At 68.6% G+C, this 22,327-nt stretch carries 21 protein-coding genes; 12 read left to right on the top strand and 9 right to left on the bottom strand.

What is annotated here, in order from left to right:
* Positions 1-2 precede the first annotated feature (2 nt).
* The 4 genes from ABD848_RS15495 to ABD848_RS15510 all read left to right on the top strand — a co-directional run bounded on the left by ABD848_RS15495 (position 3) and on the right by ABD848_RS15510 (position 4,099).
* Positions 3-875, top strand: a complete 873-nt coding sequence (locus ABD848_RS15495; protein WP_344972458.1) for an ABC transporter permease — start codon at positions 3-5, stop codon at positions 873-875.
* Positions 876-943: 68 nt separating this feature from the next.
* Positions 944-1,723, top strand: a complete 780-nt coding sequence (locus tag ABD848_RS15500) for an ABC transporter permease (protein WP_344972583.1) — start codon at positions 944-946, stop codon at positions 1,721-1,723.
* Between the two features lie 44 nt (positions 1,724-1,767).
* Positions 1,768-2,556: an ABC transporter ATP-binding protein gene (locus ABD848_RS15505; protein ID WP_344972585.1), complete on the top strand. Its 789-nt coding sequence runs from the start codon at positions 1,768-1,770 to the stop codon at positions 2,554-2,556.
* An 82-nt stretch (positions 2,557-2,638) separates the two neighbouring features.
* Entirely contained in the window at positions 2,639-4,099 is a 1,461-nt protein-coding gene (locus ABD848_RS15510; RefSeq protein ID WP_344972460.1) for a benzaldehyde dehydrogenase, read from the top strand.
* Positions 4,100-4,237: 138 nt separating this feature from the next.
* On the opposite strand, the gene ABD848_RS15515 is transcribed toward ABD848_RS15510, so the two are convergent.
* Together ABD848_RS15515 and ABD848_RS15520 are read right to left on the bottom strand one after the other, a co-directional pair.
* A complete protein-coding gene (locus tag ABD848_RS15515; RefSeq protein ID WP_344972462.1) occupies positions 4,238-4,483 on the bottom strand; it encodes a DUF397 domain-containing protein in 246 nt (81 codons plus the stop codon).
* Entirely contained in the window at positions 4,480-5,340 is an 861-nt protein-coding gene (locus tag ABD848_RS15520; RefSeq protein ID WP_344972464.1) for a helix-turn-helix domain-containing protein, read from the bottom strand. Before ABD848_RS15520 ends, ABD848_RS15515 begins: the two co-directional genes overlap by 4 nt.
* A gap of 216 nt (positions 5,341-5,556) precedes the next feature.
* Between ABD848_RS15520 and ABD848_RS15525 the strand changes: the two genes are divergently transcribed.
* Complete coding sequence (locus ABD848_RS15525) at positions 5,557-5,817, top strand: hypothetical protein (protein ID WP_344972466.1); 261 nt, start codon at positions 5,557-5,559, stop codon at positions 5,815-5,817.
* Between the two features lie 331 nt (positions 5,818-6,148).
* A complete protein-coding gene (locus ABD848_RS15530) occupies positions 6,149-7,312 on the top strand; it encodes an alpha/beta hydrolase (protein ID WP_344972468.1) in 1,164 nt (387 codons plus the stop codon).
* Between the two features lie 265 nt (positions 7,313-7,577).
* Here the strand turns inward: ABD848_RS15530 and ABD848_RS15535 are convergent, their stop codons facing one another.
* The 4 genes from ABD848_RS15535 to ABD848_RS15550 all read right to left on the bottom strand — a co-directional run bounded on the left by ABD848_RS15535 (position 7,578) and on the right by ABD848_RS15550 (position 10,622).
* Entirely contained in the window at positions 7,578-8,249 is a 672-nt protein-coding gene (locus tag ABD848_RS15535; protein WP_344972470.1) for an enoyl-CoA hydratase-related protein, read from the bottom strand.
* A 252-nt stretch (positions 8,250-8,501) separates the two neighbouring features.
* On the bottom strand, positions 8,502-8,969 hold the full coding sequence (locus ABD848_RS15540; RefSeq protein ID WP_344972472.1) for a deaminase: 468 nt from the start codon (positions 8,967-8,969) through the stop codon (positions 8,502-8,504).
* The gene (locus tag ABD848_RS15545; RefSeq protein ID WP_344972474.1) at positions 8,966-9,685 is read right to left on the bottom strand and encodes a RibD family protein; all 720 of its coding nucleotides are present in this window, start codon (positions 9,683-9,685) and stop codon (positions 8,966-8,968) included. The genes ABD848_RS15540 and ABD848_RS15545 overlap by 4 nt, the downstream gene beginning before the upstream one ends.
* 64 nt (positions 9,686-9,749) lie before the next feature.
* Positions 9,750-10,622 (bottom strand): LLM class F420-dependent oxidoreductase, encoded by an 873-nt coding sequence (locus tag ABD848_RS15550; protein WP_344972476.1) that lies wholly within the window; start codon positions 10,620-10,622, stop codon positions 9,750-9,752.
* 213 nt (positions 10,623-10,835) lie between these two features.
* On the opposite strand from ABD848_RS15550, the gene ABD848_RS15555 reads away from it, so the two are divergent.
* Positions 10,836-11,066: a hypothetical protein gene (locus tag ABD848_RS15555; protein ID WP_344972478.1), complete on the top strand. Its 231-nt coding sequence runs from the start codon at positions 10,836-10,838 to the stop codon at positions 11,064-11,066.
* Entirely contained in the window at positions 11,056-11,373 is a 318-nt protein-coding gene (locus tag ABD848_RS15560; protein ID WP_344972480.1) for a type II toxin-antitoxin system PemK/MazF family toxin, read from the top strand. The genes ABD848_RS15555 and ABD848_RS15560 overlap by 11 nt, the downstream gene beginning before the upstream one ends.
* A gap of 27 nt (positions 11,374-11,400) precedes the next feature.
* Here ABD848_RS15560 and ABD848_RS15565 read toward each other — a convergent pair whose 3' ends face one another.
* Complete coding sequence (locus ABD848_RS15565) at positions 11,401-12,735, bottom strand: alkaline phosphatase family protein (protein ID WP_344972482.1); 1,335 nt, start codon at positions 12,733-12,735, stop codon at positions 11,401-11,403.
* A 319-nt stretch (positions 12,736-13,054) separates the two neighbouring features.
* Between ABD848_RS15565 and ABD848_RS15570 the strand changes: the two genes are divergently transcribed.
* The 4 genes from ABD848_RS15570 to ABD848_RS15585 all read left to right on the top strand — a co-directional run bounded on the left by ABD848_RS15570 (position 13,055) and on the right by ABD848_RS15585 (position 18,323).
* A complete protein-coding gene (locus tag ABD848_RS15570) occupies positions 13,055-13,903 on the top strand; it encodes an SAM-dependent methyltransferase (RefSeq protein WP_344972484.1) in 849 nt (282 codons plus the stop codon).
* A gap of 97 nt (positions 13,904-14,000) precedes the next feature.
* Complete coding sequence (locus tag ABD848_RS15575) at positions 14,001-14,651, top strand: SanA/YdcF family protein (protein WP_344972486.1); 651 nt, start codon at positions 14,001-14,003, stop codon at positions 14,649-14,651.
* Positions 14,652-15,307: 656 nt separating this feature from the next.
* Entirely contained in the window at positions 15,308-16,726 is a 1,419-nt protein-coding gene (locus ABD848_RS15580; protein WP_344972587.1) for a family 2B encapsulin nanocompartment shell protein, read from the top strand.
* A gap of 553 nt (positions 16,727-17,279) precedes the next feature.
* Entirely contained in the window at positions 17,280-18,323 is a 1,044-nt protein-coding gene (locus ABD848_RS15585) for a family 2 encapsulin nanocompartment cargo protein polyprenyl transferase (RefSeq protein ID WP_344972488.1), read from the top strand.
* Positions 18,324-18,634: 311 nt separating this feature from the next.
* Here the strand turns inward: ABD848_RS15585 and ABD848_RS15590 are convergent, their stop codons facing one another.
* Positions 18,635-21,154, bottom strand: a complete 2,520-nt coding sequence (locus ABD848_RS15590) for a DEAD/DEAH box helicase (protein ID WP_344972490.1) — start codon at positions 21,152-21,154, stop codon at positions 18,635-18,637.
* 140 nt (positions 21,155-21,294) lie between these two features.
* Entirely contained in the window at positions 21,295-22,263 is a 969-nt protein-coding gene (locus ABD848_RS15595) for an acetylxylan esterase (RefSeq protein ID WP_344972492.1), read from the bottom strand.
* Positions 22,264-22,327: the final 64 nt, after the last annotated feature.

The following is a 22,327-nucleotide window of genomic DNA, read 5'->3' on the forward strand; positions in this document are numbered from 1 at the left end:
CCATGACCAAGAGTGCCGCGACACCAGCGGCGCCCGCGGCGGCCGACCGGCGGAAAACCTCCCGCCGGTCGGCCGCGCGCCCGCGGCGCGTCGCCACCCCCACCAAGCTCGTTAACGCCGTACTGGGCCTCATCGGCATCGTCTTGTTCCTCGGCCTGTGGGAGGCGGTCCCGCGGCTGGGCTTGGTCCAGGCGCGCTACCTGCCGCCGGCCTCCGAAGTCCTGACCGAGCTGGCCGCCCGCATGGCCACTCCCACGTTTTGGACCGCGCTGCTCGACACCCTCCTGGGGTGGGGGCTGGGCTTGGGCATCGCTTTTCTGGCCGCGGTCATCCTCGGCTTCCTCATCGGCTCGGTGCCCGCGCTGCGCGCACTGACCTCCTCCACCGTCGAGTTCCTGCGCCCCATCCCGTCCGTGGCGCTGATCCCGCTCGCCGTGCTGCTGTGGGCCACCGACATCCGCTCCACCCTGCTGCTGGTCGTCTACGCCGCGTTCTGGCAGATCTACATCCAGGTCCTCTACGGCGTCGCCGACATCGACCCCGTGGCGGAGCAGACCGCGCGGTCGTTCGGGATGGGCAAGCTGGCCCGCATGCGCCACATCACCTGGCCCTCGGCCCTGCCCTACGTGCTGACCGGCCTGCGCCTGGGCGCGGCCGTCGCATTGATCCTGGCCATCACCTCCCAGTTGATCATCGGCACGCCCGGCCTCGGCAAAGAGATCGCCGTCGCCCAAGCCAGCGGCGCCCCAGCCGTCGTCTACGCCCTCATCATCGCCACCGGTGCCCTCGGCGTCATCGTCAACGTCGGCGTGCGCGCCCTGGAACGGCGCGTTCTGCACTGGCACACCTCGGTCCGTGGGGAGGCCGCCGTATGAGCCACGCAGCCACCCAGCAGCAGCCAGCCACCACAACACCACCGCAGCGCCGCTCTCCCGTGGCCGCCATGCTGCGCCGCGCCGGCCTGCGCCTTGTCTATCTGCTGGGACTGCCCGTCGCGCTGATTTTGGTGTGGTGGTGGGCCAGCGCCTCCAGCGGCCTGTACTACCTGCCCGCCCCCGACGTCATCGCCACCACCTTCGGCGAGGTGTGGTTCTCCGAGCGCTTCGCCCAGGACGCCCTGCCCAGCATCGGCCGGCTGCTGGCCGGCTTCGCCCTGGCCGCCGTCCTCGGCGTGGGCGTGGGCATCGCGCTGGGCCTGTCGCGCAGCCTGCGCGCGCTGACCGAGCCCGTCTTGGAGTTCCTACGCGCTATCCCACCGCCGGTGCTGGTGCCGCTGCTGATCCTGCTCGTGGGCGTCACCACCTCCATGAAGCTGCTGGTGATCGTCTCCGGCTGTATCTGGCCGATCCTGCTCAACACCGTCGAAGGTGTGCGCGCCGTCGACCCGGTACTGTCCGACACCTGCCGCTGCTACGGCGTGCGCGGCCCGCGCCGCCTCGTCACGCTCGTGCTGCGCTCGGCCAGCCCCCAAATCATGGCCGGCCTGCGTCAAGCGCTGTCCATCGCCATCATCCTCATGGTCATCAGCGAGATGTTCGCCAGCTCCAGCGGACTGGGCTTCACCATCGTGCAGTTCCAGCGCAGCTTCGCCATCCCCGAGATGTGGTCGGGCATCGTGCTGCTGGGCCTGCTCGGCTTCACACTCTCGGTACTGTTCCAGCTCGTCGAGCGCCGAGTGCTGGGCTGGTACCTGGGCCTGCGCGCGGCCACGAAGGGAGAGTGAGCCCCTTGACCACGCCCACCACGACCCACAACGGGAGGTCGCCGATGCTCGACGTCAGCGCGATGCAAAAGATCTACCAGGGCGAGGGCCGCTCGGTCGAGGCCGTCCGCGACCTCACCTTCCGCCTCGACGAAGGTGAACTCGCCTGCCTCGTCGGCCCCTCGGGCTGCGGCAAGACCACACTGCTCAAGTGCGTGGCCGGCCTACTGCAACCCACCTCCGGCCGCGTCTCGCTGGCCGGGCGCCCCGTCACCGGACCCCCGCCCGACATGGCGGTGGTCTTCCAGGAGTACGGCCGTAGCCTGTTCCCCTGGCTCACCGTCCAGGGCAACATCGAACTGCCGCTCAAGCAGAAGAAGCTGCCCAAGCAGCAGCGCCGCGAACTGATCGACGAGGCTCTGGCCGCGGTCAGCCTCTCCGAATTCGCCAAGTCCTACCCCTGGCAACTCTCCGGCGGTATGCAGCAGCGCGTGGCCATCGCCCGCGCCATCGCCTACCAGCCGCGGGTGCTGCTCATGGACGAGCCTTTCGCCGCCGTCGACGCCCAAACCCGCGCCGACCTGGAGGATCTGATCCGCTCGCTGTGGAAGCGGTTCCAGATGACGATCCTGTTCGTCACCCACGACATCGACGAGGCGGTCTACCTGGGCCAGCGCGTGCTCGTGCTGTCGTCCTCTCCCACGGTCATCCAAGACGACATCCCCGTGGACCTGCCCGACGAGCGCGACCAGCTCACCACCCGCGGCGCCGGCCGCTTCACCGAGCTGCGCGCCAAGGTCTACGAGGAGATCCAAAACGCCAAGCGCGGCCCGGTCAGCGCCCAGAAGCTGTGACCCGAGTCCCCGGGGGCGGCGGGTGTCGCCGCCGGGGGGTGGAGGCAGCCGCGCAGTTCGCCGTCAGTGCAAAGGAGCACCCATGAGCATGTTCGACAGCAACGTCTGGTCGGGCCAAATCTTCACCGGCCGGTGGCAGGCGGCCCAGGGCGGTGATGCCCCCGTCGTGGCTCCGGCCACGGGAGCCGAGGTCGCCCGGATCGGCTCCGCCAACGAGGCCGACGTCGCCGCCTCCGCCACGGCCGCCGCGCGGGCGCAACGCGACTGGGCCGCGGCCTCCTTCGAGGAGCGCGCCGCGGTGCTGCGCCGCGCCGGGGCGCTGTTCGAGGAGCGCGCCGCGGAGATCAGCGCGTGGCTCGTCCGCGAGGCCGGCTCCGCTGCGGGCAAGGCCGCCTTCGAGAACCACCTCGCGGCCACCGAGTCCTACGAGTCGGCGGCGCTGGCCTCCCAACCGATTGGGGAGGTGCTGCGCACCGCCAAGCCCCGGCTGAGCCTGGCCCGCCGGGTGCCGGCGGGGGTGGTCGGGGTGATCGCCCCGTTCAACTTCCCACTGATCCTGGGTATGCGCTCGGTGGCTCCCGCCCTGGCGCTGGGCAACGCGGTGGTGCTCAAGCCCGACCCGCGCACCGCGGTCTCCGGCGGCGCCGTCATCGCCGAGATCTTCCGCGAGGCCGGCCTGCCCGAAGGGGTGCTGCACGTGCTGCCCGGCGGCGGCGAGGCGGGCGCGGCCCTGGTCGCCGACCCGCACGTGCGCGTCATCAGCTTCACCGGCTCCACTGCCGCCGGCCGCAAGGTCGGCGAGGCCGCGGGGCGCCACCTCAAGCGTGCGCACTTGGAGTTGGGCGGTAATTCGCCGCTGATCGTGCTCGACGATGTCGATGTCGAGCACGCGGTCTCGGTGGGGGCGTGGGGGTCGTTTCTGCACCAGGGCCAGATCTGCATGACCACCGGTCGCCACCTGGTGCACTCCTCGATCGCTGACGAGTACGTGGAGCGGCTGGCAGCCAAGGCCGAAGGGTTGCCCGTGGGCGATCCCGAGGCCGGGGAGGTCGCGTTGGGACCAATCATCGACGCCGGTCAACGTGACTCGGTACACTCGCTGGTTACCCGCAGCTCGCAGGCGGGTGCGCGGGTTGCCGCCGGTGGCACCTACGAGGGGCTGTTCTACCGGCCGACCGTGCTCGCCGACGTCACCGAGACCACGCCGGCTTTCGCCGAGGAGGTGTTCGGCCCGGTGGCGCCGGTGATCCGGTTTGACTCCGCAGAAGAGGCGGCCAATATCGCATCTGCCAGCGACTACGGCCTCTCCCTTGGTATACTCACCAGTAACCCGATGCGCGGTTACGAGTTGGCCGACCGCATCCCCGCTGGACTCGTCCACATCAACGACCAGACGGTCGACGACGAGGCGGTGGCTCCCTTCGGGGGTGTGGGCGCCTCTGGCACCGGTAGCCGTTTCGGGGGCACAACAGCCAATATCGAGGCGTTCACCGAGACCCAATGGGTCACGATGCGCGCCGACGTCGCCCGCTACCCGTTCTAGGGGGCAAGCGACCATCGGGTTCGGACGCCGACCGGTTCGAGCCGCTCCCCACATCCCCCACACGCCGGCCCCGCCTTCCCCTCCCAGGTGGGGCCGGCGCTTTTTTCGCCGCCCATCCCCTGAAAGGGGAGCAGTGCTCTACCTGAGCCCGAACTCCCCACCGCGCACCGCAGCGGTGAAGGCGGTCCAGGCGTGGTGGGGGGAGACGATGGTGGTGCTGTGGGGGTGGTGGCTGTGGCGCATGGCGATCCGGCCGGTGCCGTCGTTGAGGGGACCGGCTTCCACGCAACTACCGCCGCCGTTGTCGCTGTAGGTGCTGATGTGCCAGGCGACGTTTGCGAGTTCGTCGGGGGAGAGGTGTTGGAGCGTCGGTTCCGTGTTCACTGGTACTCCTCGATGAGCGTCGAGACGAACTCGACGGACTCCTCTGTATTCAGGGACTCGTCCCACAACCGATCGTACTTTTCGATGATTCGCTCCGTATCGGGAGATTCGATGTAAATACCTCCTTTGGGGCTCTCTGCATAAGCGACCTCGGGATAGGGCTCCGCCATCGTGAACAGGCTGAAACGGCCCGTCGGGCTGGCATGCGCTCCCAATGAGAACGGCAGTACGCGCAGTTCGATGATCGAGCGGCCGACGAGGTCGAGCAGGTGTCGCAGTTGTCCCGAGAGCACTCGCGTGCCTCCCACCCGACGTCGCAGGACTGCCTCATCCAGGACGATCCTTACCCTGGGCGGCGTTTCCTTCTGGAATAAATTCTGCCTGGTCATTCGCAGTTCAATCCAGCGGTCAACCTGGTCGCGAGTGGCATCGGGATCAGCCGCGAGTATTACGGCTCGCGCGTACGCCTCGGTCTGCACGATGCCGGGGACCACGGTGTTCTCGAACAGCCGTTGCTCAGTCGCTTGTTCTTCGAGCCAGACGAAGTCGATGAACCAGTCGGCGACCTCGCCGGTGTACCCCTCCCACCAGCCGGTTTGCCACACGTCGTCGGCGATCTTGAGAAGGTCGGCCCTCCGTTTCGCCTCGTTGACCCCGTACAGGTCAAGGAGAGCAACCACTTCGGAGCGGCGAATCGGATAGATGCCGCTCTCGAACCGGCTCACCGTCCCTGAACTGCGCTGGAGGTAGTCGCCCACCTCCTCCACTTTCATGCCGCTCTCGTCGCGCAACTCACGCAGCCGCTGCCCGAGCCAGCGACCGCGCAGGGTCACCCTTTTGGGGCGTCCGATCGCCATGGGGATGCTCCCTCCAGAAGTTCTCCACAATCTTTCTCATAAAGAATTGTGTGAGCAATGGCTGTGTCGTACCGTAGCAAAGAGTGGGAGCTTGATCACAGCAAGTTTCCGAGAGGTGTGCAACTCATACCGATAGCACCACCCGCCAGAGCGGGCCGGGCGGAGAGAAGCTGCCAACGACTTCCGCCCGGACCGGGGAACCGAGGAAGGATTCGTATGGATCGTCCCAGTCTCGATTCGACTTCTGTCTACCACGACTCCGCCGAGGATGAGGGGGCCGTCCCCGAGGGTCGGGTGCGAGCGTTCTATCTCGACGTCTACGACGACGATCGCGACGACTACGTGCACGCCTGGTTCGGTGCCGTGCTCTCCGACGGCAGCGGTATCGCCCGCGGTATGGACGGCACGGGCCTGTACTCCTTCATCGACATCGAACGCTTCGCCGACCGGCAAGACGGGGAAATCGTCTGGTTCTGAGACTTCCCCCTGCCCCCCCGACCGCGTGGGGTGGGGCCAGCAAGCATGGCCCTACCCCATACCGGCGGAAACGCCGCTGTTTAGTTGTCCCTTCGAGACCGGTAACAGCAGGTCATCGGCATAACGTGTGATATCGGTCTAAATCGCCATAGTGCTGGTTACCGTGCGGTGTCGGGCGGGAATACGGCAGCGAGGTTCAGTGCCCCGAGTGCCCTGGTGTGGGGCGCTGGACCGGGCGAGTGGAAGGGGGCGTATGGCTCAGTCACCATCGGCCCCGGTAGGGGAGGGGCAGGACGCTCCGGCGGGGCCTACCGGCGTATCGTGGGTGCGCGTGGCGCTGGCGATCCTACGGTGGGGCGCGGTCCTCGTCGCGCTGCTGCTGTTGGCTGAGGCCATCTCGGCCCTCCTGCCGATCCTGGTGCCCACCATGGCGCCCGAGTCGGCGGTGTTCGACATCCACACCTACCGCCGCGACCTCTACGTTCTCCCGTTTCCGCTGCTCGCCGCCGGTGCCGCCCTCCTCGCCGGGCGGCTGGGCGCGCGGCGCACCTCCTTCGCCGTCGTCACCCTCGCCGGCGCTACCGCGCTGGTCGCCCTCGTGCCCACCGTGGCGGTCGGGCGCGAGGCCGGACGCCACGAGGTCGGGCTCTCCCTGCACAGCTACTTCGCCCCTGCCCCCGACCCGGCTCCCCCCACGACGACCGTCGACTACGTCGAGGTCGAGGGCCACTCGCTCGCGCTGGACGTCCACCGGCCCGCCACGGCCACCGACAAGCGCACCCCCGCCGTGGTCCGCGTCCACGGCGGCGGGTGGGTCGCCGGCTCCCGAGGACAGACCGCGCACTGGAACCGCTGGCTCACCCAACGCGGCTACACCGTCTTCGACATCGACTACCGGCTCGCCCCGCCCGCCCGGTGGCGCGACGCCCCCGGCGACGTCACGTGCGCCGTGGGCTGGGTCAAGGAGCACGCCGCCGACTACGGCATCGACCCGGGGCGTGTGGTGCTCTCGGGCTCCTCGGCCGGCGGGCACCTGGCGCTGATGGCCGCCTACGACGAGGACGGCGTGGCGCCCAGTTGCGACGTCGCCGACACCTCGGTGAAGGCGGTCATGGCGTTCTACCCGGTGACCGACATCGGCCAGTGGTGGGACTACACCCCGCCCAAGGGCGGCGACGGCTACCGGCCCCTCATCCGCGCCTACACCGGCGGCTCGCCGAGCGAGGTTCCCCAGGCCCACGAACTGAGCTCGCCCACCCACTACGCCCGCCCCGGGCTGCCGCCCACCCTGCTGCTGCACGGGCGCCGCGACCACACAGTGCCGCACGACCAGTCATCGACCCTAGTCACCGCCCTTCAGCGGGCCGGTACCCCCGTCACGCTGGTCAGCATCCCCTACGCTGGCCACGTCTTCGACGCGCGCCCGGGCTCGTGGGGCGCCCAGCTCAGCCGTGGCGCCGTCAGCGCCTTCCTGCGCGCCCACGTCCCGGCGTAGATTCTGCTTTTCGGACGGCTGGGGCGGGGGTGCGGAGGTTCGCCGTTCGCTCGTACCTCGACCGCTTCGCGATCTCGGCAGCCTCGGGTGGTGGCTGGGGTGGTGTGGTCTTGAGCGCTCTATCCTCGGGGTGGTGGCTCGGGTGGTGCTGTTACGAGCGCCATGACCATGACGAAATGTGTCCGCTCGGCGATTCTGGGGCGCGAGAACCGCCGAACGGACATGCCTCGTGACGATCATGAACGCCCATGGGATGCCGGAGGCCTCAGCCCAGGGGAGTGTCAGTGTCGCGCAGCGCTGCCAGGACGGGGGCGTACATGCGGGACTTGATCGTGGCCAGGGTGGGGCCGTCCTTGCCGACCTGGGCTTGGGCGATCTCCACGGCGGTCGGCCGCACCGCGTCCTCGTCCACGGCGCGGTCGACGATGCCGACGGCCAAAGCGTCGTGGCCGCCGTAGCGGCGGGCGGTGACCATGGCCTCGTGGGCGGTCTGCGGGGCCAATCTTGCCTGGATCAGGGCGGACATCCCCGGGGTGAACGGGATGGTGATGTCGGCCTCGGGCAGGCACCAGAACCCGCGGTCGGCGCGCATCACCCGGAAATCGTGCGCCAGCGCCAGCATCGCCCCGGCGGCGAACGTGTGCCCCTGCAACGCCGCCACAGTGACCACCGGCAGCGACAGCACCCGCGCGAACAGCGCGTGCACGCTTGCGATGTACTCCTGGTGCCGGTCGCGGTGGGCGCCCAGCCAGTCCAGATCCAGACCGTTGGAGAAGAACTTGCCGGTCGCCGCGGTCACCAGGGCAGCGGGTTGCTCGGCCCGTTCCACCTCGTCCAGCGCGGCGTTGACCGAAGCGACCCAGTCGGGGTGGAAACGGTTCTCGCCGTCACCGATATCCAGGACGAAGACGTCGCCGTGGCGCTCCAACGTGGGCATAACGGTTCCTTTCCCGGGGCATGCGGTGGCGGCGACCAGGCCCGCAGCGGACATACGCGCCAACACAGGCCGTACCTACTGGTCGGTAATTATGGTATCCGGCGCGAAGCGGAAAAGCAGCGCGCGGGCCGGTCGACATGGGCCACCGTTGCCGCTCTCTGTCCCACCAAGCGTGGCGCAACGATCGGAGCTGCGGTGATCGCCATGAGAGTCGCGCCATGGCGATCACGGCCCTCCGTCACCCCCGCCGGGTCACTCCGCCAGCAGGTGACGGTTGGCCTCGCGGGCGAGCGGAGCCAAGTCGGGGATCTCCACGACCGTGCGCCCCGCGGCGCGCAGCAGCTCGGCACCCTCGCCGGTGACGAACACCGAGGGCTCACGCCAGGCGAACACGATGCGCTGGATCGGCGTGTCCAAGATCAGCGAGGCACACGAGCGCGGGCGCGAGGAGCGCGCGCCACACGGCTCCAACGAACTGTAGAGCGTCGCCGCCCCCAGCCGCGGGTCCTTGGCGTCGGGCAGTTGGCGCAGCGCCACCTCCTCGGCGTGGTCGTGCGGGTCGTCCCGGCGCGAGTACCCTTCACCCACGAGCGCGCCCCCCGAGTCGACGATGACGGCCCCCACCGAGAACGCCGTCTGCGACGGTGGGCAGGAGCGCGACAGCTCGATCGCGGCGCGCAGCCACCGCTGGTCGGACTCGACCGTGTCGATAAGACTCACCCGTCCTCCTTCAACAGGTAGCGCAGCACCGCGATATCGCCGATGGTGCGTGCCTGCGCCAGGCGCATCGGGTGCGCAGCGGTGTGGGGAAAAGCGCCGGGATGGACGAAGCGCGGCGCCGCCGCCTCGCCCACGAAGAACGGCGCGATGGCCAGACGCAGCTCGTCGGCGAGCCCGGCGGTCAAAAACGCGGTGTGCACAGCGCCACCGCCCTCCACCAGCAGCCGGCCCACGCCGCGCCGCGCCAGGTCGGCCACGGCCGTGGCCACGTTCAGCGGCTCTCCGGCGTCGGCCACGGTCACCTCACCCGGCACCGTGGCCAGGGTTTCGGTCGTCGCGGGGTGGGCGGTCGAGGACACGTAGACGATCGTGTCCGTGTCGCCGGCGGCGAACAGGCGCGCGGCCGGATCGAGGTCGCCGCTGGCGCTGAGCACCACCTTGCGCAGGTGCGCGGGCCGGCCCGCGGTCAGCCGCTCCTGCTGGCGCTGCGGCGAGCGCACCAACAGCCGCGGGTCGTCGTTGCGCACCGTTTGGGCGCCGACGAGGATCGCGTCGCACTCGGCGCGGAGTGCGTCGATCTCGTCGAAGTCGGCCTCGTTGGACAGTCGTAGCCGCTCGGGGCCGCTGTCGTCGATATAGCCGTCGACCGAGACGGCGCAACTCAGGATCGTGTAGGGGCGCTCGGGGCCGGCTCCGAAATGGGGAAAGTCGGTCACTATGCCAGGTTAGACCGTTTTACGGTGATGGCGCGCGCCTCCCGTGGCGAGCGCCGCGCCCAGCTCACCACTGCGCGATGATCGGAATCACCTCGCGGCCCAGCACCTCCAGGCGGCGGCCGTCGGCGGCGTCGTGCACCCACCCGAACACCGTCGTGACCCCCAGGTCAGCGATGTCACGCAACTGTTTCAGCAGTTCGTCGACGCCTTCCCCGTCGGGCCCGATCTCGAAGGGCATGGTGGCGGTCTTCTCGATCTCGTCGTAGTCGCGGCCTTCGGCCTCGCAGTGGCCCCGCAGCACCTCCAGCTTGTGGGCCAGTTCGGGGCCAGCGAACAGGTTGCACGCCTGGGCGTAGCGCGCCACCAGCCGCAGCGTCTTACGTTCCCCGCCGCCGCCGACCATGATCGGCGGGTGGGGCCGGGTGAGCGGCTGCGGCGAGTTCAGCGGCCGGTCGAGTCGGTAGTGCGTGCCCTGGAAGGGCTCTTCGTCCTCGCTCCACATCCGCCGACAGATGCGCAGCGTCTCCTCCAGCCGCTCGAAGCGTTCCGCCGTCGGGGCGAACGGCAGCCCCAGCCCGCGCGCCTCCTCCTCGTGCCACGCCGCGCCGATACCCAGCCCGGCACGCCCGCCCGAGAGCACGTCCAGCGTGGTGACGGTTTTGGCCAGCAGCCCCGGCGGACGGTAGGTGACCCCGGTGACCAGGGTCTGTAGTCTCACCCGGGAGGTGTGGGCGGCGAGGAAGCCCAGCGTGGTGTATGCCTCCAGCATCTCCTGTTCGGGCGGGCCGACCACGCCGATCTGCCAGAAGTGGTCCATGACGCTCACGTAGCCGAAACCGGCCTCCTCGGCCGCACTCGCCGTGCGGGCCAGGTCGGAGTTGAGCGTCTGCGGGCCACCGGGCCACGTGAAGCTGGGGATGTGCAGGCCAAGCTGCATAGTGTCCTCCGGATAGCTGTTCCGATTACGTCGGGGGCTTCCCCGTGCTCCGGGTGGTTAAGCGCGGCCGTTGAGACGGAAGCTCGGCCCAACGATATACCCAGGCTCGTTTCCGGCTCAGCGGCTTCTCCTTTCATGGGACTTCGGGGGCGGACGCTTACGAAAGCAGCATGAACTACACAAGGAAATACAAGACGTATTACGCTCGATCTTATGTCTGTGTTGACGATCCGTACTGATTCTGAGGTCGAGCGCGCGCTCGATGAACTGACAAGAGATGGGGCCTCCCGTTCAGAGGCAACCCGTCAAGCGATTCTCGCCGCCGAGCGTGAGCATCGCCGCAGGCGGTTGCGTGCCGAGGCTGAAGCGCTGCGCAACGATCCGGAGGACGTTGCGGCTTCCAAGGAGTTGGCTGCTGAGATGGAGGAACTGCGTGCGTGGTGACCTGTACCGATTGCGGGCGCCCAGGGACGCGCACGGGCACGAGCAGAACGGAGCACGCTATGCCGTTGTCGTGCAATCCGATGACCTCCCGTTGTCCACCTGGGTTATTGCTCCTACGTCCACGGGACGTAAAGAGGCGTCGTTTCGACCGGAGATCGAGGTTGCCGGCACCAAGGCTCGTGTCATGGTCGAACAGCTCACCGTGATCGATCCCCACAAACGGCTGGGAGAGTTCGCGGGCCGCTTGGACGGTGGGGAGATGCAGGCGGTCGATCAGGCGCTCCAGGCGCTTTTGGCTTTGGAGTGACCTCCAGACCCAGTCTTGCTCACCGGTTCACTCAAAAGAGGAGATGTCCTCCAGCGCCTCTTCCAGCACCCGGCCCTGGGCGTGGGCGGGTGGAGCGGCGCCGAGCAGGTGGCTCAACGTGGGGGCCACGTCGACGATGGTGGCCTGCCTCAGTTGGTGGCCGGGGCGGATGCCGGCGCCGGCGAGGATGAGGGGAGCGTGGCCCTCCCGCGCGCTGGCGTGGCCGCCGCGGGTGCGGCCGTCGACGGCGGCCGGATCGAGGAACGCATAGGGCGGGCGCGCCTCGATCACGAAATCGCCCTCCTCGGGCGCGGCGCCCAGCGCGTCGAGATGTTCCCGGTCGTGGACGCCTTCCAGTTCGTCGAGCCCGGCCAGGATCTCGGCCAGTTGCGCTCGCCCCGCCGCGGTGGCGGCGCGCCCACGCAGGTAGACGTTGGCCGCGCGCGGGCTCGCCGTCAGCACCACCTCGGTTTCGGCAAGCGGCAGATGCCCCGAGTACAGCCGTTCCACGCTGAACCCGGCGTGGCGTATCGCGCCCAGCACCGCCGGCTCCAGCGTCTCGGTGTATCCGGTCATGCCGTGGTCGGAGACGAAGGCGAACGTGGTCTGCTCCGCGATCCCGGCCCAGCGTGCGGCGTCGACGATGCGGCCCAGCCCGGTGTCCAGCGCCAGGAGCCGTTCGCGCACGCGCGGCGAATCGGGGCCTTCCCGGTGGCCGATGGCGTCGACGTCGGCGGTGTAAGCGGCGATCAGGTCGGGGATGCGGCGCATGCGCACCCCGCGCCAACCTGAGCGCACCGCTTCACCGCGCAGCACCCCCACGACCGCGTCCACGGTCTCCTCCCACGACTCACTTTGGGTGTAGAGCCCCGCAGGGTCGCCGTAGTCGCTGCCCCGCTTCTGGACGATGTACCACCCTGCCGCGAGGACGGTGCGGTTTTGGCGGCGCAGACTCTGGGCGATGGTTTCGGCGTCGAGCCGGCGGGTCTGGCCGATGGCCCGCCCCGTGTCGGGGGCGAGCACGTAGGCGGTGTTGCGGTGGATAGCAGGCCAGGCTCCGGTGGCCAGGCTGGAGCGGTTGGGGTTGGAGATCGCCTTGTAGGAGCACGACACCGTCGAGCGCCCTCCGTTGTCGGCCAGTGCCCGCAGCACGGGCAGTTCCCCCGCGGCGAAGAGCGCGTCGAGGTAGCCGGGGGCGACGCCGTCCCAGTCGATGAGGATCACGTGCCGCGCGGCGCCGGAGTGTTGGGGCGCCACGGCGGTTGCCGGCGCTGACCAGGGACGGTTCACGGCCACGGTGGCCCCGACCGTGCCGACCACCGACGCTGCCACGGTTGCCGCCAGGAAGCTGCGTCTGCGCAAAGGGGGTCCTTCCGGTGCCGGGGGTGCCGGTATCCGGAGGGCTGCCGTGGCGGGGGCGGGGTGGCTCGGGTCGATGGGGCAACGTTCACGCTGACCGGGCCGCGCGTTGCGGGGCCGGTGCGCTCACCTGCGCAGCTCAACAGGAGTTCCGGCAAAAGAAACTTATCGTCCATTTCATGATGAATGGGACAAGCTGTGTAATCTAGTCGGTTGTCCAGCTCATTTCCGAGTAGGGTGGGAAACCATTGCCCCTCGTCCACGCCCGTGCACGCCCTGTCAGCGGCGCAGCGGCGGACAGCAGTGAGAAGGAGCGCTTCCCGTGGCGAGCGAGACCCCCGAGTGGATGCGGACACCGCCCGACGACGAAGCACAAAGCGCGCCTCCCATCGATGTCTCCCGGCCCAGCATCGCCAGGATGTACGACTACTTCCTGGGCGGCAAGGACAACTTCGCCGTCGACCGCGAGGCGTGCGCCGCCATGAAACAAGCCTGTCCCGAACTGATCGACATCGCCAACGCCGATCGCGCGTTTCTGCGCCGTGCGGTGAACCACCTGGTGGGCGAGGCCGGCATCCGACGCATCATCGACATCGGCTCGGGGTTGCCTACGGCACGCAACGTCCACGAGGTCGCCCACGAGCACGCCCCGCAGACCCAGGTGGTCTACGTCGACAACGATCCGATCGTGCTGGCCCACGGTCGCGCCCTGCTCGCCGACAACGACACGACCACGGTGGTCCACGGCGACGTGCTGCGCCCCGCCGAGCTGCTGGCCCATCCCGAGGTCACCCGCCTGCTCGACGGTGAGGAGCCGGTCGCTCTGCTGCTCGTCGGCGTGCTGCACTACGTGCTCGCCGAGGAGGACGCCGAGGGCATCGTCGCCACACTGCTGGCGGCCCTTCCCGCCGGCTCTTACCTGTGCCTGGCTTCACTGGTCAACGACGGCCAGCCCAACGCCGCGCGCGCCGAGGAGGTCGGCGGGCAGGCCGTGGGGCGGCTCAAGTTCCGAACCAGTGCCGAGGTGCGCCGGCTCTTCGACGGACTGGAACTCGTGGCGCCCGGATTCGGCTACGTCACCGACTGGCGCCAAGACGACCCCACCGTGGTCACCGACCCCGAGACGATGTGGTGCGTGGGTGCCGTGGCGCGCACGCCGGCCGCGCAATAGCCGTGGCTGTGGCCCACGTGTGGCGGGCGCGAGCTGCCGATCCGACGTGACCTCTTCCTGCGACAGCACCCCCGATGGTCCTGAAGGGGCCGTGAGGGTGACGCCATGGCAGGCCGTACTAAGGCGGCGCTGGCGGCTCGTGGTGGTGGGGGCGCTCGTCGCCGTACTGGTGCCGCTGGCGAGCCTGCACCTGGCCACGGCCGGCGACCGTTTCACCGTCGAGGAGGAGGTGCCGCCGCGGCCGGTCGCTCTCGTGCTGGGGGCGGCGGTCACCGCCGAAGGAGAGCCCACGCCGGTCCTGGCGCGCCGCCTCGATGTCGCCGCGCGGCTCTATCGGCGCGGCAGCGTCGAGGCGGTGCTGGTCAGTGGCAATAACACGGCCGCCCACCACCACGAGACCGAGGCGATGCGTGGCTATCTCCTCGCGGCCGGCCTGCCCGCCGGCCAGGTCATGACCGATCCGGCGGGGTTTCGTACCTGGGACTCGTGTGCGCGGGCCCGCGAGGTTTTCGGCGTGCGGGCCGCCGTGGTCGTGACACAGGACTTTCACCTGCCCCGGGCGCTGGCGCTGTGCCGCGCGATGGGCATCGACGCGGTCGGTGTGGCCGACACCAGCCTGGGATCACTGCCTGTGGTCACACTCTACGGGCATCTGCGAGAGGTGCCCGCAGCCGGCAAAGCACTCCTTGACCTGGTTTTTCGTCCAGCACCCGCTGGTGCGGCGGCGCGTGGGTCCAGCAGCGGTTGACCGGGCTCTCACCGGGCGCCGGAGAGGCCGAGGTGCCCTCCGCGCCCGCTGCTCGCCCCTTGAAGATTTGACCGTTTTGTACTGTTTGCGGCGCTGTTTCCTCTCTTAAGGAATGCAGCAGTATTTCTCATTTCTGTGATGATCAATTGGTCTGTTCTTGGCTTTTCGGGGTGCTAGTCGGATTGATTGCCCCGCTGCCCCGTGTGGCTGCCCGATCGTCCGCCCTCGGTTTACGAACGGAGAAGACTTCTTAAAAAGCGAAAAGGGTGGAAGTGGCGTCTGTATTGATCACGTCCAAAACCGGGCACGCTTCGTAATCATCCTAGGTGGCAGCGTTACGTTGCCTGTTCAGTGTGGCGAGACAATCCAGGGCCGAATTTCAGAAATTTGTTTCCGATATTCAAATTTGGCCGTTGGAAATGTGGTGAAGATGTACGTATCAAGACGTTCGAAGATGCGAGGAGAGGGGCAAAGTGAGCAAGATCCCATCTTTCGGAGTTTGCTAATTCCTGTCTCGTGTATCGACGGCTTCCGGTACGGTTGTCTCCGAAGCGGGGGGATCACCAAAAATCACCGCCTGCGGTCCTTTAATTTGACATCTCCCTCTTTTCTTTGTTTCTTCGCTCTCTGATTGGTGGTTTTTCGTGACGGAGTCGATGGACGCGAGCGCCGGTGCCGAAGCGGGTGCGCAGGAGCTCAACGGGCAGTCGCCGCTGAGCCTGAGCACCCGCGCTGCCCGTAACCTGGCGACGACGACCAAGTCCACGCCCCAGATGCAGGACATCTCCTCGCGGTGGCTGCTGCGCATCCTGCCGTGGGTCCAGGCCAGGGGCGGCGCCTACCGCGTCAACCGCCGGCTCACCTACGCGGTCGGTGACGGGCGGGTCACCTTCACCAACACCGGCTCCGAAGTGCAGGTCATCCCGCCGGAGCTGGCCGAGCTGGCCCCGCTGCGCGGCTTTGAGGACCTAGAGGTCCTCACCGCGATGGCCGGGCGCTTCACCCAGCAGGAGTTCCAGCCCGGTGACGTGCTCGTGGAGAGGGGCCAACCGGCCGACCAGATCGTGCTCATCGCCCACGGCAAGGTCAACAAGCTCGGTCAGGGCGAGTACGGCGATAACACCGTGCTCGACGTGTTGGCCGACGGTGAGCACTTCGGCGAGCAGCTCATGGTCGAAGACGAGGGCGAGTGGGAGTTCACCGTCAAGGCCGTGACCCCCTGCATCGTGCTGTCGCTGTCGCGCCAGGCCTTCGCCGAGCTGCGCGACCAGTCCGAGGCGCTGCGCGAGCAGCTCCAACGCAGCCAGGCCGACCGTTCCGCTGCACAGAACAAGTACGGCGAGGCCGCCATCGAACTGGCCTCGGGACACTCCGGCGAGCCCGACCTGCCCGGCACCTTCGTCGACTACGAGCTCTCCCCGCGCGAGTACGAGCTCAGCGTCGCCCAGACCGTGCTGCGCGTGCACACTCGCGTGGCCGATCTCTACAACGAGCCGATGAACCAGGTCGAGCAGCAGTTGCGGCTCACCATCGAGGCGCTGCGCGAGCGCCAAGAGAACGAGATGATCAACAACACCGACTTCGGGTTGTTGCACAACGCCGACCTCAAGCAGCGCATCCACACCCGCACCGGCCCGCCTACTCCCGATGACCTCGACGAGCTGCTGTCGATGCGCCGCAACACGCAGTACCTCCTGGCCCACCCCCGCGCCATCGCCGCCTTCGGCCGCGAGTGCAACCGCCGGGGCCTCTACCCCGACAACGTCGACTTCGCCGGGCACATGGTGCCCGCGTGGCGCGGCGTGCCGGTGCTGCCCTGCAACAAGATCCCGATCAGCAAGACCCGCACCAGCTCCATCCTGGCCATGCGTACCGGCGAGAACAACCAGGGTGTGATCGGGCTGCACCAGACCGGTCTGCCCGACGAGTACGAGCCCGGCCTATCGGTGCGGTTCATGGGCATCAACGAAAAAGCCCTGATCTCCTACCTGGTCAGCACCTACTTCTCCGCCGCCATCCTCGTTCCCGACGCGCTGGGCGTCCTGGAGCACGTCGAGATCGGACGGGAGAACTAGGTTCTGTTTTTGGACGGGCGACGAGGGCCGGCGGTGGGCGCACGCGGGTGAGTGCGTCCACCGCCGCCCCGCGGGCTGCCGAGATCGCGCAGCGATCGAGGCACGAGCGGACGAAAAAACACTCCCACAGTCCCCGCCCCCAGCCGTCCGACAAACAGAATCTAAGCGGAGCAGGCGCCCCTTGGGCAGCCGAGGTTTCGCACCCCTCACCCCGCGCGATTGCCCGTGGCAGCCGCGCGGGTCCACAGCCACCGGTGGGTGTAAGGCGGCCGTGCTGGTCGCCTCGCGCCACCGCCACCCTCGCCGCAGCGGTCCCGTCGCCACATCCCCGGCCCGGCTGGAGTGTCGGCGGGACTGGCCTGGAGCCCGTGCTGGCAGGAGCAGGGATCTCCCGGTTCTGGTCGACACGGGGTGGGGCCGTGACGGAGTCCGGTGCCGCGGGCGCCGCGAGTGCTCGGCCACCCGCGGCACCGGGGTCAGATGCGCCCTAGCGGCGCCCGATCAACCCGACAATCTCGGGACCGTGTGGTGAATATAAGGAGGAATCGGGGCCATGGCCGCTATCGAGGAGGAACGTGCCGCCGAGAGTTCAGTCAGCCAAACACTGGCCTGGAGCCGCGCCACGGTCGACCCCGCATTGCGCGCCGCGGTCGACACGCTGTCCGGCTCCACACGCCGTGTCATCGGCTACCACTTCGGTTGGTGTGACCAACACGGTCACCCGATCGCTACCCCCGCCGGAAAGGCGGTCCGCCCCGCGTTGGCCCTCCTGGCAGCTACGGCCACCGGCGGTACCGCTGCGGTGGCCACTCCCGCCGCCGCGGCCGTGGAGCTCGTGCACAATTTCTCCCTGCTCCACGACGACGTCATGGACGGCGACACCAACCGCCGTCACCGCCCCACGGCCTGGAGCGTGTTCGGCCTCGGCCCGGCGATCCTGGCCGGTGACGCGCTGCTCACCCTCGCCTTGGATGTGCTCGCCGCCAGCGGCAACCCGACCGCGCAAGAGGGCGTGCGCATGGTCAGTGCCGCCGTGCAGGATCTGGTGGCCGGCCAAAGTTCCGACATGGCCTTCGAGGAACGCCGAGACGTCGGCGTCGAGGAGTGCGTGAGCATGGCGCGGCGCAAGACCGCCGCGCTGTTGGGGTGCTCGTGCGCGCTGGGTGCCTCGTTCGCCGGAGCTTCACCCGAGCGGGTCGAACACCTGCGCGCCTTCGGCGACCACCTGGGGTTGGCCTTCCAGTTCGCCGACGATCTGCTGGGGATCTGGGGAGATTCCCAGACGACCGGCAAACCAGTCCACTCCGACCTGCGTAACCGCAAGAAATCCCTGCCGGTGGTCGCGGCCCTGGCCTCCGACACCGACGCGGGACGGGAGCTGGCCGCGTTCTACACCGACGAACGGCCCCTGGACGAGGCCGACGTGGTCCGCGCCGCCCAACTCGTCGACAACGCCGGCGGGCGTGCCTGGGCCCAATCCCAGGCCGACGAGCTCCTCGCCCAAGCCCTCCAGCATTTGCAGGCCGCCGAGCCCGCCCCAGAGCCGGCAGCCGAGCTCACCGCCCTGGCCCACCTAGCGGTGCGCCGCGACCACTGACAACGCCCATCTCTTCGCAGCCACCCCGTTCCCCCTTGCTCCCGGGCACGGGTTTTCTACACGCCGCGTCTCGCCGCAGCCCACCGTTGCCCCGTGCCCCTGCGGGCGGTGAGTGAACGCACCCGCGCACAACTCCTGCACCGTCGCCTGGGGCCTGTTTTTTTGAACGGCTGGGGTGTGGAGGTGTTCTTCGTTCGCTCGCGCCTCGATCGCTACGCGATCTCGGCAGCCCATGGGGTGGCAGCGGACGCGCTCGCCCGTTTTGTCTCTCACTTGTCGTCGTTGTAGTTAAACACCCTGGTCGCTCGGCGCTAGGCTTCCAGGCGGTTCACCGCCGTCACCTGTACGACCGCCCGGCCCTCCTCATCGGAGGCGGCCAGGTCGATCTCGGCGCTAATGCCCCAGTCGTGGTGGTCCTCGGGGTCGTCGAAGATCTGCCGCACGCGCCACACCTGCGCGTCCTCTTCGACCAGCAGCAGCGCCGGACCGCGCGCGTCGGGGCCGATGCCGATCTCGTCGTACTCGTCGTAGTAGTCGGCCAGCGCCTCCTCCCAGGCTGTTGCGTCCCAGCCCGAGGCGCCATCCAGTTCCCCCAGCTTGGCGTAGTCCTCCCGCGCGGCCAGCTCCACGCGGCGGAACAGCTCGTTGCGTACCAGCACGCGGAAAGCCCGGTGGTTGGCGGTCACCGGCTTGGGACGGTCGTCGGCGCACTCGGTTTCCGCGGTGTCGGCGGAGGGGTTGGTCAGCTCTTCCCACTCGTCGAGCAGACTGGAGTCGACCTGGCGCACCAGCTCGCCCAGCCACTCGATCAGGTCGCGCAGCTCCTCGGTTTTGGCGTCCTCGGGGATGGTCTGGTTCACCGCCTTGTAGGCGCCGGCCAAATAGCGCAGCACCAGCCCTTCCGAGCGGGCCAGCTCGTAATGGCCGATGTACTCCGAGAACGTCATCGCCCGCTCGTAGAGGTCGCGCGCCACCGACTTGGGCCGCAGCGGGTGGTCGCCTACCCACGGGTGGCCGCGCCGGTAGACCTCGTAGGCGTGGTCGAGCAGCTCCTCCAGCGGCTTGGGGTAGGTGATCTCCTCCAGGCGCTCCATGCGCTCCTCGTACTCCACCCCCTCGGCCTTCATCCGCGCGATGGCCTCGCCGCGTTCCTTGTTCTGTTGGGCCGCCAGGATCTGGCGCGGATCGTCGAGCGTGGATTCCACCAGCGTCAACACGTCCAGCGGATAGCTCGGCGAGGTCGGGTCGAGCAGTTCCAGTGAGGCCAGCGCGAACGTCGACAGCGGCTGGTTGAGCGCGAAGTCGGGTTGCAGGTCGACGGTTAGTCGAGCGGTGCGGCCCGCCTCGTCGGGCTCGTCGAGCTTTTCCACGATGCCGCCGTCGAGCAGCGAACGGTAGATCGCGATGGCCTCGCTGATGTGGCGGCGTCGGTACTTGGGCTCTTCGTGGTTGTCGGTGAGCAGTTGGCGCATCGCCGCGAAGCAGTCGCCGGGCCGGGCGATGACGCTCAACAGCATCGCGTTACTCACCTTGAACCGGGAGGTCAACGGCTCGGGATCGGCGGCGATCAGTTTCTCGAAGGTGGCCTTGTCCCAGCCGACGAAGCCCTCCGGTGCCTTCTTGCGCACCACCTTGCGCCGTTTCTTGGGGTCGTCCCCGGCTTTGGCGAGCGCTTTCTCGTTCTCCACCACATGCTCGGGCGCTTGCACGACGACGTTGCCCACCGTGTCGAAGCCGGCGCGGCCCGCACGACCGGCGATCTGGTGGAACTCGCGCGCGCTGAGCCGGCGCACGCGAGCACCGTCGTACTTGGACAACCCCGTGAACAGCACCGTACGGATCGGCACGTTGACCCCCACCCCGAGGGTGTCGGTACCGCAGATGACTTTGAGCAGCCCCGCCTGGGCGAGCCGTTCCACCAGCCGCCGGTATTTGGGCAGCATGCCGGCGTGGTGTACGCCGATGCCGTGACGCACGTAGCGCGACAGGTTGCGCCCGAACCGGGTGGTGAAGCGGAAGTTGCCGATCTCCTTGGCGATGGCGTCCTTCTCCGCGCGGCTGCACATGTTGATGCTGGTCAGGGACTGCGCCCGTTCCACGGCTTGAGCCTGGGTGAAGTGCACGATGTAGACCGGCGACTCGTGGGTGCTCAGCAGCTCCTCGAGCGTCTCGTGCAGCGCCGTGGTGCGGTAGGAGTAGAACAGCGGTACCGGCCGCTCCGCGGATTTGACCACCGAAGTGGTGCGGCCGGTGCGCCGCGTCAAATCCTCCTCGAAGCGCGTGACGTCGCCCAGCGTCGCCGACATCAGCAAGAACTGCACCCGGGGCAGTTCCAGCAGCGGCACCTGCCAGGCCCAGCCGCGGTCGGGCTCGGCGTAGAAATGGAACTCGTCCATGACGACTTGGCCGATATCGGCCTCGGCGCCGTCGCGCAGCGCGATGTTGGCCAGCACTTCGGCCGTGCAGCACACGATGGGGGCGCCGGGGTTCACGCTGGCGTCGCCGGTCATCATGCCGACGTTGACCGTGCCAAACACCTCGCACAGGTCAAAGAACTTCTCCGAGACCAGGGCCTTGATAGGGGCGGTGTAGAAGCTGCGCTCACCGCGGGCAAACGATGTGAAGTGCGCGCCCGCCGCCACCAGGCTCTTACCTGAGCCGGTGGGGGTGCTGAGGATGACGTTGGACCCCGACACCACCTCGATGAGGGCCTCTTCCTGGTGAGGGTAGAGCGTGAGCCCACGTTCCTCCGCCCAGGTGGCGAACGTCTCGAATAGGGAGTCGGGTTCAGGGTCTGCGGGGAGATGATCGAGGAGACTCACACCTCCCATACTGCCCGCTGTCATCAACCGTCCGGGACACCGCTACCGACAACGTGCCTGCCCCCGCCCGCCGTAGGCCGTGGTAAAACGCCAGGACAGCGGCGGTGGGGCCCGGTGCGTTCGAGGGGCGCTGTCGGCGCGGCAGCGGCTCAGTCCAGCACCTTGGCCAGGAAGTCCAGCCGACGTTCGTGCTGCATCGCCTCGCCGCCCTCGTGGCCGTTGAACTCCCACAGTTTCATCTCTTTGGGGCCGGCGTAGGCGTTGTAGACCGCATAACAGGTCGACGGGGGTGTGACCGGGTCCATGTAGCCGGCGCTGAACGCTGCGGGCACGGTGGCACGAGGGGCGAAGTTGAGAGCGTCGACGTAGGCCAGCGTCGTGAACACGTCGTCGATCCGGTTGCGGTGGACCTGGCAGTAGCGCGCCAGTTCCAGATAGGGGCCCTCAGTGGCGATCTCGGCGCCGCGGCGCATGTGCGCCAGGAAGGGGCAGTCCGAGATCACACCGGCCACATCCGGCACGAGGGCTCCCACCGCCACAGCCAGCCCGCCGCCTTGGCTGCCCCCCATCACCGCGACCCGCTGCGGGTCGACGACGGAGAGCCGCCGAGCGGCATCCACCGCGTGCACCGCGTCGGTGATGACACGGCGGTAGTAGTACTCGCGCGGGTTGAGCACTCCGTTGGTCATGAAGCCGGGAAAGTGGGGGTGCGGCGAGGCGACCGGGTCTTGGGTCTCGCCGGTGCGCCCGCCGCTGCCCTGGCCCCGAAGGTCCATGACCAGGTGGGCGTAGCCAGCCGAAGCGTAGAGCAGGAAGTCGAGCGGGTTGCCGCGGCCACCGCCGTAGCCGGGAAACTCCACCACGCAGGGCAGTTGTCCGGTGCGTTCGCGCGGCAGCACCAGCCACGCTTTGACGGGGTGGCCGGCGAAACCGGCGTAGGCGAGGTCGAAAACCTCGACGGTGTGCAGCCGCCGAGGGTGGGCGACGAGTTGCGGGGTCACCCGGCGTTCCCCGCTTTCGGCCAGGGTCTCGGCCCAAAACTCGTCGAAGTCGTCGGGCGCGGTGCTCGCGACCTGGAAGTCGCGAAGTTCGTCCAAGGGCAGATCGGTGCGCGGCATGGCACGACCTTATGCAGCCGGCGCCCTCGCCGTCACCTTGAATGCATACGTGAGGCGGGGCACC

The sequence above is a fragment of the Salinactinospora qingdaonensis genome, from assembly GCF_039539445.1.
Lineage (GTDB): Bacteria > Actinomycetota > Actinomycetes > Streptosporangiales > Streptosporangiaceae > Salinactinospora > Salinactinospora qingdaonensis.

Excerpts from the sequence above, each read along its gene's own strand:
- ABD848_RS15510 (WP_344972460.1), top strand. The coding sequence starts at position 2,639 with ATGAGCATGTTCGACAGCAACGTCTGGTCGGGCCAAATCTTCACCGGC.
- ABD848_RS15500 (WP_344972583.1), top strand. The coding sequence starts at position 944 with ATGCTGCGCCGCGCCGGCCTGCGCCTTGTCTATCTGCTGGGACTGCCC.
- ABD848_RS15595 (WP_344972492.1), bottom strand. The coding sequence starts at position 22,263 with ATGCCGCGCACCGATCTGCCCTTGGACGAACTTCGCGACTTCCAGGTC.
- ABD848_RS15520 (WP_344972464.1), bottom strand. The coding sequence starts at position 5,340 with ATGGCGATCGGACGCCCCAAAAGGGTGACCCTGCGCGGTCGCTGGCTC.
- ABD848_RS15585 (WP_344972488.1), top strand. The coding sequence starts at position 17,280 with ATGGCCGCTATCGAGGAGGAACGTGCCGCCGAGAGTTCAGTCAGCCAA.
- ABD848_RS15505 (WP_344972585.1), top strand. The coding sequence starts at position 1,768 with ATGCTCGACGTCAGCGCGATGCAAAAGATCTACCAGGGCGAGGGCCGC.
- ABD848_RS15550 (WP_344972476.1), bottom strand. The coding sequence starts at position 10,622 with ATGCAGCTTGGCCTGCACATCCCCAGCTTCACGTGGCCCGGTGGCCCG.
- ABD848_RS15535 (WP_344972470.1), bottom strand. The coding sequence starts at position 8,249 with ATGCCCACGTTGGAGCGCCACGGCGACGTCTTCGTCCTGGATATCGGT.
- ABD848_RS15590 (WP_344972490.1), bottom strand. The coding sequence starts at position 21,154 with ATGGGAGGTGTGAGTCTCCTCGATCATCTCCCCGCAGACCCTGAACCC.
- ABD848_RS15555 (WP_344972478.1), top strand. The coding sequence starts at position 10,836 with ATGTCTGTGTTGACGATCCGTACTGATTCTGAGGTCGAGCGCGCGCTC.
- ABD848_RS15495 (WP_344972458.1), top strand. The coding sequence starts at position 3 with ATGACCAAGAGTGCCGCGACACCAGCGGCGCCCGCGGCGGCCGACCGG.
- ABD848_RS15525 (WP_344972466.1), top strand. The coding sequence starts at position 5,557 with ATGGATCGTCCCAGTCTCGATTCGACTTCTGTCTACCACGACTCCGCC.
- ABD848_RS15580 (WP_344972587.1), top strand. The coding sequence starts at position 15,308 with ATGGACGCGAGCGCCGGTGCCGAAGCGGGTGCGCAGGAGCTCAACGGG.